The organism is Salinivibrio costicola subsp. alcaliphilus, from assembly GCF_001996185.1.
In the GTDB taxonomy this organism is placed as follows: domain Bacteria; phylum Pseudomonadota; class Gammaproteobacteria; order Enterobacterales; family Vibrionaceae; genus Salinivibrio; species Salinivibrio costicola.
In genome coordinates, this window is the sequence record NZ_MUFR01000013.1 from 54,393 (window position 1) to 71,267 (window position 16,875).

13 protein-coding genes are annotated in these 16,875 nt (G+C 50.1%); 8 read left to right on the plus strand and 5 right to left on the minus strand.

What is annotated here, in order from left to right:
* Positions 1 to 112 precede the first annotated feature (112 nt).
* The 5 genes from BZJ21_RS06215 (at position 113) to udp (ending at position 6,454) form a co-directional block, all read left to right on the plus strand.
* Positions 113 to 868 carry a DUF2927 domain-containing protein gene (locus BZJ21_RS06215; protein WP_269087436.1) on the plus strand — a complete coding sequence of 252 codons (756 nt, stop codon included), beginning with the start codon at positions 113 to 115 and terminating at the stop codon, positions 866 to 868.
* 137 nt (positions 869 to 1,005) lie between these two features.
* Positions 1,006 to 1,422 carry a CBS domain-containing protein gene (locus BZJ21_RS06220; RefSeq protein ID WP_025744667.1) on the plus strand — a complete coding sequence of 139 codons (417 nt, stop codon included), beginning with the start codon at positions 1,006 to 1,008 and terminating at the stop codon, positions 1,420 to 1,422.
* 400 nt (positions 1,423 to 1,822) lie between these two features.
* A complete protein-coding gene (gene gltS / locus BZJ21_RS06225; RefSeq protein ID WP_077461076.1) occupies positions 1,823 to 3,049 on the plus strand; it encodes a sodium/glutamate symporter in 1,227 nt (408 codons plus the stop codon).
* 156 nt (positions 3,050 to 3,205) lie between these two features.
* The gene (locus tag BZJ21_RS06230; protein ID WP_077669371.1) at positions 3,206 to 5,464 is read left to right on the plus strand and encodes a zinc/cadmium/mercury/lead-transporting ATPase; all 2,259 of its coding nucleotides are present in this window, start codon (positions 3,206 to 3,208) and stop codon (positions 5,462 to 5,464) included.
* 228 nt (positions 5,465 to 5,692) lie between these two features.
* Positions 5,693 to 6,454, plus strand: a complete 762-nt coding sequence (gene udp, locus BZJ21_RS06235; RefSeq protein ID WP_077461078.1) for a uridine phosphorylase — start codon at positions 5,693 to 5,695, stop codon at positions 6,452 to 6,454.
* Between the two features lie 103 nt (positions 6,455 to 6,557).
* Here udp and BZJ21_RS06240 read toward each other — a convergent pair whose 3' ends face one another.
* Both BZJ21_RS06240 and yccS read right to left on the minus strand, forming a co-directional pair.
* Positions 6,558 to 7,727: a Card1-like endonuclease domain-containing protein gene (locus BZJ21_RS06240; RefSeq protein ID WP_077669372.1), complete on the minus strand. Its 1,170-nt coding sequence runs from the start codon at positions 7,725 to 7,727 to the stop codon at positions 6,558 to 6,560.
* A gap of 236 nt (positions 7,728 to 7,963) precedes the next feature.
* Positions 7,964 to 10,225, minus strand: coding sequence for a YccS family putative transporter (gene yccS / locus BZJ21_RS06245; RefSeq protein ID WP_077669373.1), 2,262 nt, complete (start codon positions 10,223 to 10,225; stop codon positions 7,964 to 7,966).
* A 243-nt stretch (positions 10,226 to 10,468) separates the two neighbouring features.
* Here yccS and helD point away from each other — a divergent pair, with 243 nt between their 5' ends.
* The gene (gene helD, locus BZJ21_RS06250) at positions 10,469 to 12,544 is read left to right on the plus strand and encodes a DNA helicase IV (RefSeq protein WP_077669374.1); all 2,076 of its coding nucleotides are present in this window, start codon (positions 10,469 to 10,471) and stop codon (positions 12,542 to 12,544) included.
* Between the two features lie 65 nt (positions 12,545 to 12,609).
* Here the strand turns inward: helD and BZJ21_RS06255 are convergent, their stop codons facing one another.
* A complete protein-coding gene (locus BZJ21_RS06255) occupies positions 12,610 to 13,065 on the minus strand; it encodes a methylglyoxal synthase (RefSeq protein WP_025744664.1) in 456 nt (151 codons plus the stop codon).
* 314 nt (positions 13,066 to 13,379) lie between these two features.
* On the opposite strand from BZJ21_RS06255, the gene BZJ21_RS06260 reads away from it, so the two are divergent.
* A complete protein-coding gene (locus BZJ21_RS06260; RefSeq protein ID WP_077669375.1) occupies positions 13,380 to 13,865 on the plus strand; it encodes a hypothetical protein in 486 nt (161 codons plus the stop codon).
* A gap of 29 nt (positions 13,866 to 13,894) precedes the next feature.
* Positions 13,895 to 15,010: an endonuclease/exonuclease/phosphatase family protein gene (locus BZJ21_RS06265; protein WP_101494556.1), complete on the plus strand. Its 1,116-nt coding sequence runs from the start codon at positions 13,895 to 13,897 to the stop codon at positions 15,008 to 15,010.
* Here the strand turns inward: BZJ21_RS06265 and BZJ21_RS06270 are convergent.
* Together BZJ21_RS06270 and BZJ21_RS06275 are read right to left on the minus strand one after the other, a co-directional pair.
* Positions 15,007 to 15,879: a (2Fe-2S)-binding protein gene (locus tag BZJ21_RS06270; RefSeq protein WP_077669376.1), complete on the minus strand. Its 873-nt coding sequence runs from the start codon at positions 15,877 to 15,879 to the stop codon at positions 15,007 to 15,009. The two genes, BZJ21_RS06265 and BZJ21_RS06270, sit on opposite strands and share 4 nt — an antisense overlap.
* Positions 15,880 to 16,072: 193 nt before the next feature.
* Positions 16,073 to 16,675, minus strand: coding sequence for a YitT family protein (locus BZJ21_RS06275; protein ID WP_077461083.1), 603 nt, complete (start codon positions 16,673 to 16,675; stop codon positions 16,073 to 16,075).
* Between the last annotated feature and the right edge of the window lie 200 nt (positions 16,676 to 16,875).

Sequence of the window (16,875 nt, forward strand, 5' to 3'; positions counted from 1 at the left end):
TCTAGAAAAATGGTACATGGCTTCCATTTTTCTGTTGTTTTTGCAGCGACGCTGGATAACGTAATGAAAACAAAGGAGTGATGCTGTGTATCGCCGAGGATGGCTGGCTTTGATGTTGATAGGATGTTTATGGACCGTTCCGGCCGAGGCGAGTGATCAGGCGTGGCAATCGCCTGGTTATATCCTTGACGCTTTTTACCGAATAGCAATGAAAAGCGAATATATTGAAGGGGAGCAGGGCATCCGAAAGTGGCAAGTGCCGATTCGGTATCATATTGCCCATCCAATCAATAACAGTGAGCTACATGATAATTTAGTGGCGTACCATCTTAGTCATTTGCAATCAATCACTGGGGTAGCCTTTACCCCAACCGAAAGGCCTGAACGCGCCAATCTATCGATCGTATTTACTAATCACGCACGTTTTTTAGACGATGCACGCAAACAGTTTGCGACGGACGATGTCTCGCCATTAGAGAACGCGATATGTGCTGCCAACATTAAAGTGGATAGACACGGGGTAATTCAGTATGCGGCGGTGGTGATCCCCGTCGATCTCGCCCGATCAAAAGGTAAGCTGGTGGCGTGCGTGGTGGAAGAGTTGACGCAAGTCATGGGGTTACCCAATGACGATAACCGAGTCTATCCGTCTATTTTTAACGATCAGAGCTCGCAGCAGTTACTGACTGGACTCGATAGCCTACTGTTGCAGCTGTTATATCTCGATGCCGTAAAACCAGGGCAAAACTGGGAAACCACCCAGGCAATTATTCGGCCCGTGATCACGAAGTGGGCGCAAGATGGCACCATTAATAACGCCCATCGAGCAGTAAAAACCGGAAAACTCTATCCGCTACTCGGATGGTAGCCTAGCTGAAGATGCCAACGTGTTGATGATTGGTCTGCCCGATAACAAAAATTGTTGAAAGTGATTTAGACATTTCGCCAACTTAGACGACACTTAAAGGGCGGACTGATAATGTCATAACGATTTGGGGAGGCGACATGGAGTCGATCACAGTCAAAGATTATATGAACAAACGACCGGTTACATTCTCGCAGGACATGCCGTTGTCTAGTGCGCTCGAAAAGTTACTTCGTAGCCAGCAAACGGGAGGACCAGTCATTGATGCTAATAAGCGTTTGGTGGGCTTTATATCCGAGCAAGATATGTTGCAGCAGTTGTTACGAGACAGCTACCACTGTCAAGACTCACACACCGTCTCAGATTGCATGACGCCCAACGCGTTAGCGGTGGAATCAGAAGACAGTATCATTAAACTGGCCGAAATGATGGCACCGACCAAACCTAAACTGTATCCGGTCGTCGATGAAGGTAAATTAGTTGGGATCATCACGCGTCGTGACATACTGCGCGCCATTGGGATGCAGATGGGCGAATGTTTAACCCACCCTGTGTGACCACAGAACGATACGCACGCACCCTACTGAGCCGTCAGTAGGGTGGTTGGATTGAGCACCCTCTCTCGTTTTTCGTCTATTTTTTAATCAGCATACTCTGCTGTTATCCTGCCTTTTAATATTGATATTTCAATAACTAAAGCGATGATCGTGATAGATCGTGCGATTTTTGATGCCAGATTTAAGGTTTTCTGCTATTGTGCTGCCCATTGGCAAGCTGGTGGCCTGCCGTGCGGATACAGAGGTTAGCCCCTGTCATGCAGTGAATACGATAAGCAGGATGCGGGAATATCGTGGGTGTGGAGGCCAGCATTGACTTTACGACAATATCAAATGAGGTAGAAACAAAGGTTAAATTGGACGATCAGGGAGGACGAGGTGAGAGAAACAAAGAGGTTATATGTATCAACTCAATTCAATTGGTGCACTAGAATCATTCTTGATTGCTATTGGTGTACTTTTTCTAGGCCATTTCGTTAATTCAAAAATTCCCGCATTACGCAAGTTTAATATTCCCGAACCTATTGTTGGGGGGTTAATCATTGCTTGTGTGATTTCAGTTTTACATTATAACGGTATCAACTTTAAATTTGATCTACCGTTAAAAAACACCTTTATGCTAATGTTTTTTGCCACCGTTGGGTTGGCAGCCAATTATAAACAGTTAGTCAAAGGTGGGCTAAAAGTTTTCTGGTTTTTAGCGATCGCGTCTGTCTATATTATCATTCAAAATGCGATTGGCGTCAGTTTTGCCTCGCTGCTAGGCCTTGATCCGTTAATGGGCTTAGTCGCCGGTTCAATTACGCTATCAGGTGGCCATGGTACTGGCGCAGCCTGGGCACAGATATTAACCGATGAATATGGGATTCAAAGCACGCTTGAGATCGCAATGGCCTCAGCCACACTTGGCCTCGTTATTGGCGGGATTATTGGTAGCCCTGTTGCTCAGCGTTTGATTAATAAACACCAACTCGAATCTGAGTATGGACGTGGGACAACAACGCACGAAAAATATCCTGAATTAGTCACATATAATGAAAATGAAGAAGATAAAGTCACTGCTAAAAAAGTGATTGAAGTCTTGTTTATTTTGTTATTGTGTATTACAGGTGCAAGTCATTTATCTGAATGGGTTAGTCAGTTCAACATTCAGTGGCTTATGATCCCTGACTTTGTTTATGCGTTATTCTTGGGTGTGATCATCACCAATACGTTAGAGCTGTTTAATTTACGCAAGCTTGAATCAGAAACGGTTGATATGGTGGGGACGGTCTCTCTGTCTCTATTCTTGGCGATGGCTTTAATGACGCTGAAGTTATGGAATATTCTCGACTTAGCCGTGCCCTTTCTGATTATTCTGGCGATTCAATCGGTAGTGATTGGGTTGTTTAGCTATTATGTCACCTTTAAGCTAATGGGAAGCGATTATACCAGTGCGGTCATTGCCGGTGGGCACTGTGGTTTTGGCTTGGGGGCGACACCGACGGCAGTCATGAACATGGGCTCGATCGTTAACCGCTTTGGGCCAGCGCCTCAAGCCTTTATGGTCGTTCCTATTGTCGGTGCGTTCTTTATCGACATCGTGAATCTCATTATTCTGCAAGGATATATTTTTGTGATTCAGTAACTCATTGCGGATATGTCGCGGTAATTAGAATTAACGCCCAGCCATTCAACGGCTGGGCGTTTTTATAGTGATACATCCGTCCTTGACTCTGGAGTGGGCTCCAACCCTTATACTGTCCGTAAATGATAAACACAACGACCAGCAAAGGAGTCGATTATGTGTAAACACTGCGGACACCACCATTGTCACCAACCCCATCACCAAACCGTTTCTCAGTCCACAGAGGCGGTGACAAACACATGCCAAGAAACAAGTTGCTGTTCGAGTCATCAAGATGGCGAGGGCAATGCGGGTGACGACGATCCTGACAGGCATCGCTTTTCCTCTTCTGTGACTCATGAATGGGCGGTGACGGGAATGGACTGCCCAAGCTGTGCCGCCAAACTAGAGAAGGCGATTCACGCCACACCGGGTGTTGAAAGTGCGACAGTACTGTTTGCGACTGAAAAGTTACGGGTGTCTCTCTCCCACAATGCACCCGCTGATACGCTTGCGGCGATTCAGTACGCGGCCAAAAAAGTGGGCTTTCCACTGCTGGCATTAAATCAACCCGCTATAGAGCCTTCTGGCTGGCAAAAGTGGCGCGATGATGCACTACTGTTTGGATTGATTGGCAGCATGCTCATCGCCTGGGGCCTGCATTATTGGTCTCCCTCACTGTCAGACTGGTTATTTACCGGCGCCACCGTGGTCGGATTAACGCCTATCTTACTCAAAGCGGGCAGGCTGGCACGTCAGGGATCCCCGTTTTCCATTGAAACACTGATGAGTATTGCCGCACTCGGAGCCCTCTACCTAGGAGAAACGACGGAAGCGGCCATGGTGTTGGTACTGTTTCTCATTGGCGAGCGGCTGGAAGGCTATGCCTCGACGCGTGCCCGTGACGGTATTCAATCATTAATGGCGTTAGTGCCAGAAACCGTGACGCGAGTGGGCAAAAACGGTGAACGTGAAGCCGTTGCGGCGAGCACATTAACGCCCGGTGATGTGATTGAGATTAGCGCCGGTGAGCGTTTGCCGGCGGATGGCAAGTTGATGGAAATGGTGGCGAGTTTTGATCAAAGCGCCCTGACGGGAGAGTCGATTCCGGTCGATATTGAAGCGGGCAACACCGTGATGGCAGGCAGTTTAGCCACCGATAAAACGGTGACACTGACGGTGACTTCTGCCCAAGGTGAAAACGCCATTGACCGAATCCTGCATTTGATTGAGCAAGCCGAGTCAAAAAAAGCACCGATTGAACGCTTTATCGATAGATTCAGTCGTTGGTATACCCCGACGATGATTGGCGTAGCCGTGTTAGTGGTTGTCGTTCCACCCCTCTTTTTTGCGGCCAGTTGGCAAGAGTGGTTATACCGTGGCCTAGCACTATTATTGATTGCATGCCCCTGTGCGCTGGTGATTTCCACACCAGCGGCTATCACCTCGGGCTTGGCCACGGCAGCACGTCGAGGCGCGTTAATTAAAGGGGGAGCGGCGCTAGAAAGCTTGGCAAGTATCAACGCAGTATCCTTTGATAAAACGGGCACACTGACAGAAGGTAAGCCCATGGTCACGGATGTTTGCGTGTGGCAAGGCGATGAAACCACGCTGTTGCAACTGGCGACAGCGATCGAACGCGGTAGTCATCATCCATTGGCTAAATCACTCGTGCTCTACAGCACGGAACGCGGTCTTTCTATCCCCGATGCGACAGGGCTTCAAGCCAATGCAGGCCGAGGCGTAGAAGGGACAGTCGACGGCCAGCTTGTTCGGATGGTTGCGCTCGACAAACTCTCGGACGCCACGCTCGAGCATGCGCAGTATCAACAGGCCAGTCAGATCGCGGCACGCGGAGTCACCGTTGCGGTAGTGATGGTCGATGAGCGCCCTTATGGCATGATTGGCTGGCGCGATAAATTGCGCGAGGACGCACGTGAGGCGATTGAGCAGATCCGCGCGATGGGGATCCATCCTGTGATGCTGACAGGGGATAACCCGACAGCCGCTGCTGAAATTGCCGACGAGTTAGGGATTGATTATCGTGCTGGACTATTACCTGAAGACAAGGTTGCGGCGGTTGAAGCGTTCGCGAGTCAGTATCGGATCGCCATGATTGGCGATGGCATTAATGACGCTCCTGCAATGAAAGCCGCTCAGTTGGGGGTCGCGATGGGCAGTGGGACGGATGTTGCGCTTGAAACCGCCGAAGCAGCATTGAGCCATAATCGTTTAATTGAGCTGCCTCGCGTTCTTCAGCTCGCGCGCGCGACGCAAGCCAATGTGCGGCAAAACATCACGATTGCGCTAGGACTAAAAGGGGTGTTTTTGGTCACCAGTGTGTTAGGGATCACCGGTTTATGGGTGGCTGTACTGGCAGACAGTGGGGCGACAGCGTTGGTGACACTGAATGCATTACGCCTGTTGCGTGATTAGGACCAAAAATGAGGACACCCTATGTCTGCTTTTACCTTTATAAAGTGATGTCGATCTCTAAATCCTGAAATCTGTAAGAGATGATAGTGCAATATGTCGATTATGGTCACATAAAAAGGAGCAGATTTGGGTATCCTAAACACATAATCAATAACGAGTTCAGGCCTACCTCGGTAGGCCTTACATTATTTTAAATGCTGATGATAGCATCCAGCGAGGAGACTGATTATGTCTGATACCCCTGTATTCCACCTTGGCGTCACAAAAGCCGATCTACAAGGCGCAACCACTGCCATCATTCCTGGTGATCCTGCTCGCGTTGAAAAAATCGCGAACTTGATGGAAAACCCAACGTTTCTCGCCTCACAGCGTGAATATACCTTGTACCTCGGTTGGCTAGATGGCAAATCCGTGGTGGTTTGCTCAACCGGCATTGGTGGACCGTCAACGTCTATTGCGGTAGAAGAATTGGCGCAATTGGGCGTGAATACCTTCTTGCGTGTTGGTACTACAGGCGCTATCCAGCCTGACATTAACGTCGGTGATATGATCGTGACCACCGGCTCTGTACGTCTTGACGGTGCCAGTACTCACTTTGCACCGATGGAATTCCCAGCGGTGCCTGACTTTGATGTTGCGACCGCGATGAAAGCCGCCGTTGATGAAGATGGTGCTACCGTACATACAGGGGTGACCGCATCAAGTGATACCTTCTACCCTGGCCAAGAGCGTTATGACACCTTTAGCGGGCGCGTTGTGCGTCGTTTCCAAGGCTCGATGCAAGAATGGCAAGAGATGGGTGTGTTGAACTTTGAGATGGAATCGGCCACTTTGCTGACCATGTGTGCCAGCTCAGGCTTACGTGCTGGTTGTGTCGCGGGTGTGATTATCAACCGTACGCAAAAAGAAATCCCAGATCACGCGACCTTAAAAGAAACGGAAGCACGTTCGATCAAAGTGGTGGTGGAAGCGGCCCGTAAGCTACTATAAGCTAGCGCGATATCGTTATCCTTGAACGCGGTGCCCTGATGAGCACCGCGTTTTTTATTGCCGACAAGGTTGTCGAACGTGTCGTATCGCCTTGCGTAAGCGATTAACTTGTTCTTACTTCGATAGTACCGCCAGCGGCAATAAACCAATCGTAAAGATGGGTGCGTAAGTTGGCCAGCTGGTCAGGGCCGATCAAAGCTAAACCCAGATCTGTACCCCGCGTAATATCGTGATGACGTAATGGTCTAAAGCTGACCAGCATCGCACGTGCTTGCAAGCCACCCAGTAAATCGCGCAAAGACTCTAATTTATACAGGGTGTCATCACCGTCGCTAGACATGCCCTTTGTCTTGCACTCAATGATATGAAGCTTATTGTTAACCACCATGGCGACATCCAACTCATTGCGGACTTCTCGCTCGCCAATTTGGCGATAAACCTGCATAGAAAGCGCACTGTCTTGGATGGTCGGTAATTCTTTTTGGATAGAAGTGACCGTGTGGTGCACGTAGCTTTCCAGCCATTCTCCGTTGGCAAAACGTCGGGCTTCCTCACAGCTAAAAGTGAGCACACCATTTTCGTAGTGCGCTAATCCCGCATCCGATAAATCGTCGAGCAGCATCCCGAGTTCGCGATAGCCTTGCTGTTTTTCGCTCAATGCAACATCCAGGCACTGTTCTTTTCGGCAAGTGGTCGCTAAGTAATTTAAAGTGGCTAAGCCTGGGCCTAATTCATACGCATTGCTCGCCCATTTTTCTCCTAACCGATAAATATCATTGGTGAGACAGCCGGTTTCCTCTTCATCGTGATCTGCGCAACGGGCACCAAAAATCGTCATGTACTCGGTCAAACTAATATGATCTTCAACCTGTTGCTGTGGAAGACCGTCGGGATAGAGCCAGCACAATTCGTCGCTGTAGGGCTCAATCACATAACAGGGCCATTGATAGGTTCTAAACACTTCGTAAGCAGACAATAATTGGTGGCGTAGGCCACAGCTCGCATTAAAAAGAATGTCTTCAGAAGATTGGGTGAGCTGTTCGGCAAGACGCTTTACTTGGCTTTTGACTTCTCGGATATTGATATCATCCGAGATTTCAAAAAACTCCGTTTCAATGCCTTTCGGGGCTAACACACGAGTGAGTCGCTCAAACTCGAGATCTTGTTCAAGCGTACCAATCAATACCAACTTACTGACAGGCAATTGTTGATGTAAAACCGGGGTAACGAGTCGGACTGGATCCGAATCAATGATTCCTACATGAATAGCCATAAATGCTCCAGGCGGGCTATGCGGCGACAACAAGCCGCTAAATGATAAGTATAGTTGCCAGACTCAACAGATGACATGGATCTAATATCCGTCTTCAACGTCAGGCTTTCAACCGTAGATCGCGTAAATAAGTGTAATTTGACAGAGTGCTGACCTTGAGGCGTCAGTGTCAGTGTTTTAACCGCAAGCCCAGCCAACGACGGCTCGATAGCTGGGCACGTGCGTGTGAGGAGGCGCTAAGTCCGGCTTTGTTTGAGTGCTTGCTGACGCAATGTCGCAGTGAGCATATTTAACTCAGGGATCATACGCTGAATTAATGTTAACTGTTGCAGCACCATGCTTAACGGTGTGTTATCGACCCTATCATGAGCGGCGACGTTAGGCTCTGGGGTGTCGTGATACACAACGTCTGGGTGAGTGTCTGCCAGGTCGCCGGAGAGGGTTTTATCACCGGTTGATGCCACTTGAGTGGGTTGCTCGGTCGGCAGCTCGCGCCGGAGTCGTTCGGTTAACGTATTGAGTGATTGATGAATATCACGATGCAGTTGCGCCATTTTCTGATGATTAACCTCATCGTCCATGCGACGGCGGTGAGCCCCAAGCGCAGAAATATAGCTCAACATCGCATTGTTTAAACACAAAAACCGGAACGTCTCTTCAATGTTGGTGCGATAGCGTCCTGGCTCGACCAACATATTACTGATGGCGGTGGTGAGCTCGGCATCGGCATTGTGTGCATGGCGACGTGCGATTCGGTAGGCGAGATTATCGCGTTTACCGACACGATATTGTGCGATCACATGGGCAAGGTAATCACGATTGGCTTGTAACGCCTCGGTCATGATCCCACGCAACCGGTGCGCTTGCCAATCGGGGAGCACGTAACGAACGGCGGCGACAGCAATCAGGCAGCCGATCACGGTATCTCCCAGCCGTGGCAAGATAACCGCAAAGCCCTGACCAAATTGGCTAAAGCACATGAGTACCAGCAGGGTGATAAACAGGGTCGCGAGCGTATACTGCACGGTACGAAAAGCGAAAAAGAGTACCCCCGTGATCACCATTAACGCTAACTGGCTGCTCGGATCGGGGAACAAATACAAAGCGGGCACACCTAATAGCAAACCACCCACGGTCCCTAGGATCCGTTCTTTGAGTTTGTTTCGCGTCGCCGAGTAGTTTGTCTGACAAACGAATTGAATCGTCATTAAGATCCAAAACCCATGTTCAAGCGATAGCCCTTGAATCACCCCGTAGCCGGCGAGTAGTGACAAAGAGAGGCGCACCGCATGGCGAAAACGTAGCGATTTGACTGTCATCTGACGACGGATCCGATACACCATTTCGCCCAGAGAGCGCGCATCGGGGTCGGCCAGTTCACTTTCTTGTGTGCCATCATTGGCAGCTAAATCACTAAGGCTCGCCAACTGCTCCTCAACGGTCTCTAGGTTTTTATAGAGAAAATCGAGCTGATGAAGTAAGGCCATGCGCGAGGCATCTTGGGTTTGCTCAGCCAATAAATATTGCATCGATTGCTGGATGGCCAGTAACGCTTGCTGACCCGCTTTTGGGTGCTGGTAGCGCGCCCCGATCGATAACGCTTGTGCAACATCGCGACAGGCGCTGGCCTGGGCATTGAGCAAGGCCTCAAAGCGAAACAAGATATCAGAATGGAAAAACTGCGCGGCAAGATCTTGATAACGATAGTGCGAAGAGCTGACACGTTCATGGATATCTTGGGCAATAAAATAGGTTTGCAGCAACGCTTGATGCCGTTTAGTCAATCGCCCCCGTCGTGCACGGGCCAGCAAAGATGCCTTGGCTTGGTTGAGTGCGGCGACGACTTGGGCATTTCGGTTCGCGGCGGCGATGCGGGTCGGCTGGGGGACCAATTCTGTCACAGGGTGAAATAGGTTCGATTTGGTTTCCATATAGGTCGCGGTTTGGCGAAATACCGCCGCGAGCCGATGCTGTACCGGACGATGAGGCCAGATGACAATCCATATCAGCGACAAAAGGCCATACCAGACTGCCCCTGATAGCAGCATCATGGGTTGTAACCACATATCACTGCCTTGCTCCATGCCTAGCATGGTATAGACCGCCAACAGTAACGACGCAAACGCAATGGTGCCGTAGCGTTCACCAATGGCCCCTAACATGATAAAACCAAAACTCGACACGGTGAGGCCGAGAGCAAATAACCATGGCGTGTCATATAAGAGCTCGACGGAAAACGCCGCCACAGTAAAACAGACCAAGGTGACGCCAAGTGCGCGTACTCGGCCCCAAAAATGATCGTCCACTTCTGCCAGTGCCGAGGCGATGACGCCAAGGACGAGCGGGGTGACAATATCGGTACGTCCAGCATAACTGGCATACAAGGCAACGCCCATCAGCGCAATCAGCACACGAAGGCTGTCATTAATCCGGTGATTGGCCCAATACTCACGCAACGTGAGTGGCACGGTGGGAAAACGTGGCAGAGAAAAAGACATAAATAAACGTTATCGGCCAACAATGCTGGCAAGATACCAGAAACGGCCCGAGAAACTAACCCTGAATGCGTCTTTAAGCACCGCTTTTATCGTTTGGTTGCGGTAGGTCAATTCCTTAAGAGAATCGACGCTGAGAACAGGCTTTGTGGGCGATTGAATTGATTTATAGGATGGTGAGCAGTAGCATGCCAAGCATCTTTTAAAGGCCGCGCCTATCCCTCATTGGCTGACTAACGTATTGATATGAAACTCTCTGCAAATCGCTGGGCACAATGGCTTGTTTATGGCGATCATTATAGTTTACAGCTAGAAAATGATGGCTTACTGCTCGAATCTCGCCACCATCGTCAATATATTCCCTTTTCTGCCTGGAATGGACAGCTCACCATTTCGCGTGGGCTACTCTGGGGAACCATCTCGTTGACTGGCTTCACAGAGCAAGGAGATGCTTATCCATTTGATGTGTTTGGCCTGCCTTGGCGACGTGCTAAACAGGCCGGTAAAGCCATTCATGCGCGTTATCAAGCCTATGTCGCACGCTATCAAAAACAGTTAGCGCTCATTCGACCGAGCTTGCTGGCTGACTATGAGGCGCTGGTGAACGCGCCAGGATACGTTCGCATGGCGCAATTACGCACTGCCCAGCAAACGTTATTGGATACGCTAGAAAGCGAGGGGATCCCAGCTGCTTTCCTTTCCCAGTTAGATGAAGGCGTCGCCACCACGTTGATGCCGGTGTTGCAAGGCGATACCCATTGGCTGAAAACCCGTAATCAGCAATGGCAAGCGGCGATGCTCAACCAGTGGCAAACCTGGTTTGATCAGATTGAATCGTCACCACTGAATCCGGCGCAGCGTGAGGCTGTGCTTACCGATGAATCTCATACCTTGGTGGTGGCGGGGCCCGGTAGCGGCAAAACCAGCGTATTGGTGGCACGCGCTGCCTACTTAATTGAAAGTGGGCAAGCCAAGCCTGAGCAGCTTTTATTGCTTGCCTTTGGCCGTGATGCCGCGACTGAGCTTAAAACTCGGATCAAGACCAAAACCGGCCATGAGGTGAATGTCACCACTTTTCATGGCTTTGCCCGCCAGCAACTTGCTGAGCACCAAGGGCAGGCCCCTATCATTTCCTCGCTGGCCAGTGATGAGACCGCCAAAGCCGCCTGGCTGACTCAAGCACTCGCCGAGCAGTGGCAGCAGCCCAACACACATAAAGCATGGGAAAAACTGCATCAGCAGCACGCACTGCCGATTGATGATCAGGCCGAGCTCACCGCGTGTGCCCATGAAAGTCGGTTGCACAGCTGGGTTTGGTCGCGTCTCTCCCGGGTGATCCAAGCCAATACCACCAAGCGTGCGCTGACCGATAAACTGGCAAGTTTTGAGGAGCAGATCGGGTTAAAAAACGAACTGGCGGTGATTTGGCCGTTGTATCAAGCCTATAAACAAGCACTAAAAGCGGAGAACGCCGTTGATTTTGATGGACTGATCGCAAAAGCGACCAAGTTGTTCCAACAGCGAAAATTCGCCACGCCCATCCAGTTTGTGATGGTCGATGAATACCAAGACATTTCGCCGGCACGATTGGCGATGCTCGAGGCCTTGTGTCACGGCAAAACGGACAGTGAAATCTTAACGCCACGCGCCTCGTTATATGCCGTCGGGGATGATTGGCAAGCCATTTATCGTTTTGCCGGTGCCGATGTCAGTTTAACCACGGATTTTGCTCAGCGCTTTGGAGATAGTGAAATTTGCTGGCTGACCACCTGTTATCGCTATCCAGCAGCGTTGGGGGATATTGCGCAGCAGTTTATTTGCCAAAACCCCAAACAGCTCACTAAGCAATTGGATTACGCGCGCGACAAAGCATCGGCGAAAACGCCCAAAGTGATTAAAGTGATCACTGACGATAAGTTAGAAAAGACACTGGCAAGCCTTGCCAAAAAGCACGCCAAAACGACGCAAACCGTGACTGTGATGCTGATTGGTCGCACCCACTCTCGATGCCCTAACGATCTAGAAACTTGGCAGAAAGCTTATCCATCACTGGCCCTTCGCTATACCACCGCGCACGCCAGCAAGGGGCAAGAAGCCCACTATGTGTTTATTCTCGGCATGGATGAGGGAGTGTTTCCGGCCAAGCAACGCTCGCTGTCACTCGATGAGGCCTTATTAGGGAAAAATGAAGAGCCAATTGAACACGCGGAAGAACGGCGATTATGTTATGTCGCCCTGACGCGCGCACAAAAACAAGTGTGGCTAGTACATCAAAAAGGCCATGCCTCTCCGTTTGTGGAGGAACTGAAAGGAAACCTTTGAGGCGGTCTCCCACACTGTTAGCCATAGACGGCGTTAGTTATCGACAGACAGTGTGGGAAAAAAGATCACAAACGCTCGTCTAAGTACGCTTGATAATCAGGAATTTGGATATCGACATCCTGCCCGAATAGCGGCGACGTGATCATAAAGCGGGCGGTTGAGCGGTTGGTGGCAATCGGAATATTCCATACGGAACCGACGCGCAGTAGCGCTTTAACATCTGGATCGTGTGGGACCGCATTGAGGGGATCCCAGAAGAAAATCATCACATCGATTTTTTGTTCAGAAATCATCGCCCCGAGTTGCTGATCCCCGCCCATTGGGCCGCTCATCAAAGGTGTTATTTTTAGCCCCGTTTCTCTTGCAAGGATGTGGCCCGTGGTGCCGGTGGCATAAAGCGCGTGCTGGCTCAGTATTTCTTTATTTTCTTTTACCCAGTCGCTCAAGGCATCTTTATAGTGATCATGTGCCACTAACGCGACGTGTTTGCGTGCAAGCATGGTGCGAGACGTTTGTTTCATAATCGATTCCATCTAAAACAAGGCGATTAACGCCAAACTGCGAATGAACAGTGTATTGAAGCCTACGCCAATCTTGCATCGAATTATAGCGTACACCTGACAAACGCCGAACATAGGCTGTTAGAGTTATCACATTATCAATAAAAACTCTCCAAGCACATGAAATGAAGTGTGTTTTTACAGCCAGTTGTTAATCAAGCACGCAAAAGTGGCGCGACAGTCCATCGAAGTGACAACAAAAAGGCTACAGTTAACTAACTAGGCAAGGGAAGCGCCTCGTTATACAGGAGAGTTTATGAGCAAGGAGTACGCGTATGTGGGTGACACTGGATTTTGAAGCATCCGGTTTGTCGTTAATGTCTTATCCGATTGAGGTAGGATACGTATTGCCAAATGGCGATAGTCAAAGTTTTTTAATTGATCCCTCCACCGCCAGTGGCCATTGGCATCACTGGGACCGCGAAGCTGAATCCCGTATTCATGGTATCTCGCAAAAGACATTAGCCACAGAAGGCACCAGTGTATTGGCAGTATGTCAGCACCTTAACCAAACGCTCGCACCGTTTGAGCATGTATTGTGCGACAGCCAGTGGGACCTATTTTGGATGGGGCGGCTTTATAAAGCCTGCTATATGCGTCCTTCATTTACGTTAATGGAGGTAAACCAGTGGCTAAAAAAGCACAGTGATCTCGACCGACGTGATTTTAGTCGCGAAATGAAAGCATTGGGACCCGCCCCCCATCGTGCCGTCGAAGATGCATTACAAATTCGTCGTGCCCTTGAGAGCCTGTTAAAATAGTCGGCTTTTCAGCGCACGAGTAGGCTATCATGACAGCACCATCAACCCTGAGGTTTGCGCAATTTAACCTGTCTTTGGCAGGGCGCAAGGCTGGCGACATTAAATCGCAGATGCAGGCACCAACGCCGAGTCGGCAAATTAAAAACCTCGCGGCCACCTTACAGCGCGTGCGACCTGATGTGGTGGTGCTGTGTGAATTTGATCACCCAGGCGATGGTGGCGATGATGGTGCACTGGCCGCATTTTGTGAGCGCCACTTAGCTAAATCGCAAGACGGCGACCCCCCGATTGATTATCCGTATCGCTATTTGCCTGCCACCAACACGGGTTTAAAACTCACGGTGCCGGTCAGCGCGCATCCACGTTTAACGGATGCTCAGCAGTGTCATGGCTTTGGCGACTATCATGGTCAGTTTGGCTTTGTGATCATATCGCGTTACCCCATTGAAGACACCGCGATTTGCACTTGGCAACACTTTGCGTGGCATCAGCTGCCTCACCATCAAATTCCGTCTGACTACTACACCGAAGCGGCGAAAAAAAAGCTACGTTTAGCTTCGAAAAACCTGGTCTCTGTGCCGATCAGTATCGGTGATCAGCAGATACGCTTGGTAGCGTGTCACCCCACGCCGCCGGTGTTTGATGGGCCTGAAAAGCGTAATTGGCGGCGCAACAGTGATGAAATTCACCAACTAATTGGCCTTTTGGATAACGCGGATTGGCTGGTGGACGACAAGGGCGTCCACGGCGGGCTTTCTTCCGAGATACCTTTTGTGGTGATTGGCGATTTAAATGCGGACCCGAGCTACGGCGATGGGGATAAACAAGCCATTGGTGCCTTGCTTAACCATCCGCGTGTGCACCCTGATGTCGCCACTGGTGCGCAGGTGCCAAAAAGTGAGGCGGCCCAGTCTCACGCGTTTCGCTTTATCGATGGCAAAGGGCGGTCAATCGCTACCCATAACGGCGGGCTGCGCCTCGATTATGTCTTGCCTTCGCGAGAGCTGGCGGTGTTAGTCTCCGGCGTATTTTGGCCTGCCCCTGATGATGCCGACTACCCACTGATTTGTGATAAAAACGGCCAAGAACACGCGCGTGCCCACTCAGATCACCGCCTTGTTTGGGTCGATGTGGCGCTCAATTAGCGAGGCTGCGAGTCCAGCGCTACGCCTTCACGTTGACACGCGACTTCAGCGAGCCGTTTAGCTTGTTCGTCCGGTTTTAAAAAACAGCAAGTTGAGCAATAGCTGTGATCATCGACAGTAAAGATCCGGCAACAGCCGCCGCGCAAACGGAAGCTATGGGTTTGCAGCACGGTTTGGGTGTCGTTCGGATCGTAGACGGTGACATCGTGAAAACCACTGCGCTTGCTATAAAGCGGGGTGCCGCGTTGATGGACGATCGACAGCGCGGCTTCACGCGCGGCCTGCTCACAATCGCGATGCTTCCCTACCATTAAGAAAGCAATACAGATTGAATCCGCGATCACTTTCCATAGTGGCCCCTCACGCATACCACTTTGCTCGGCAATCGCATCGACGATGGGCGAAAAGTGATGCAATAAAGCACCATGCAAAATCACTCGCCAGTCCTGGTGATCTTGCCGTCTCCATCCCTCAAGGGCGCTGAGATAAAAATGCGGCTTGTGATAAACAAGCTCTTGGCCATTGGGTTTAGTGACGCGGGTAGGTTCGTATTTCACCTGCCAATTATCCAAGTCCAGTGATGGGAACTGCCCGCCCTGTAGCCAGCTTGCCAGCACCGGCAGCAGAAACTCATAGGCATAAGCCCCGATAAAAAGGGTACCTTGGGCACGGCTATCCGCATCGCCATAGGTGGCGTTCACTGCAGAAAAACAATGCGCCAGCCCTTGCGAGGTGGTGAGCTGCTTACGGAGCGAAACGCCTTTCACCGCATCAGGCACCATAGATAAGCCCAGGGCTGGCGGAAAAGAGGGCAGTGTCACTGTGGCGGGTAATGGTAATGCATCAACGGTAGGGTTAGCTGCGCTCATCAGCACTCCTTTGAGTTGGCGCCTAAAAAGAAGAATTTACCACGTGATATAACCAATTGTAAGAGTGATTCGTATTTGGTTTAAGAGTGTAGCTTGGCGAGAAAAAATGTAGCTTGGCGAGAAAAAATGTAGCTTGGCGAGAAAAGATGATCGGTGCAGCGGATCCGACTGCACCGATATAAGGGGTATGCGCCTATCCCGGCTGGACCTGATAGCGCCCAGGCTTGTGATTCATCGCCAGCACGAGGTTAGTGGTAATCGCCGCGGCGACAGATAAGGCAATTAGCCATGGTTCAACGACCATCAGTGACAACACCACAATCGAGCAATCTAGCGCCATTTGCACTTTCCCGGCGCGGATGCCGAATCGTTGCTGTAAGAACAGCGCTAGGGTGTTAAACCCGCCCAAACTGCATTGATGCCGAAACATCACCAGCATGCCCATACCAATGAGGCCACCGCCAATCAAAGCGGCATAGACGGGATGAATACTTTGAATGGTGAGCACGTGATGTAAGTGATCAGCACAGAAAGACACAATGCTGACGGCGACCAAGGTACTTAAGGTGAAGCGTTTACCCATTTGGGTGTAAGCGAGCCAATAGAAAGGTAGGTTGATCACGAAGAAAAGCTCACCAAAACTAAAGTCGGTGACACGTTGTAAAAAGAGTGCCAGCCCAGCGGTACCGCCGGTGAGTAGGCCTACTTGGTTGAAAAAGAAGATGCCAAGTGACACCAGACTACTACCAATGAGTAGCGCCAATGCGTTTTCACGCTTGGAATGATTTCTATCCATACTTGCGTTCTATCCCTATAAAAACGACCGCTACACAATACGCTGCTTTTCAATGAGGTCGAGTCAAACATCCGTTTGATAACAAGTGAATAACAAATCAATGCGTACATTATCATTTACGTTGTGGGCGAGATCACGACAAAAATACGGCGCTACAGACCAAAGTCTAATCTACATTGTCTACAATCTTATTATATTCT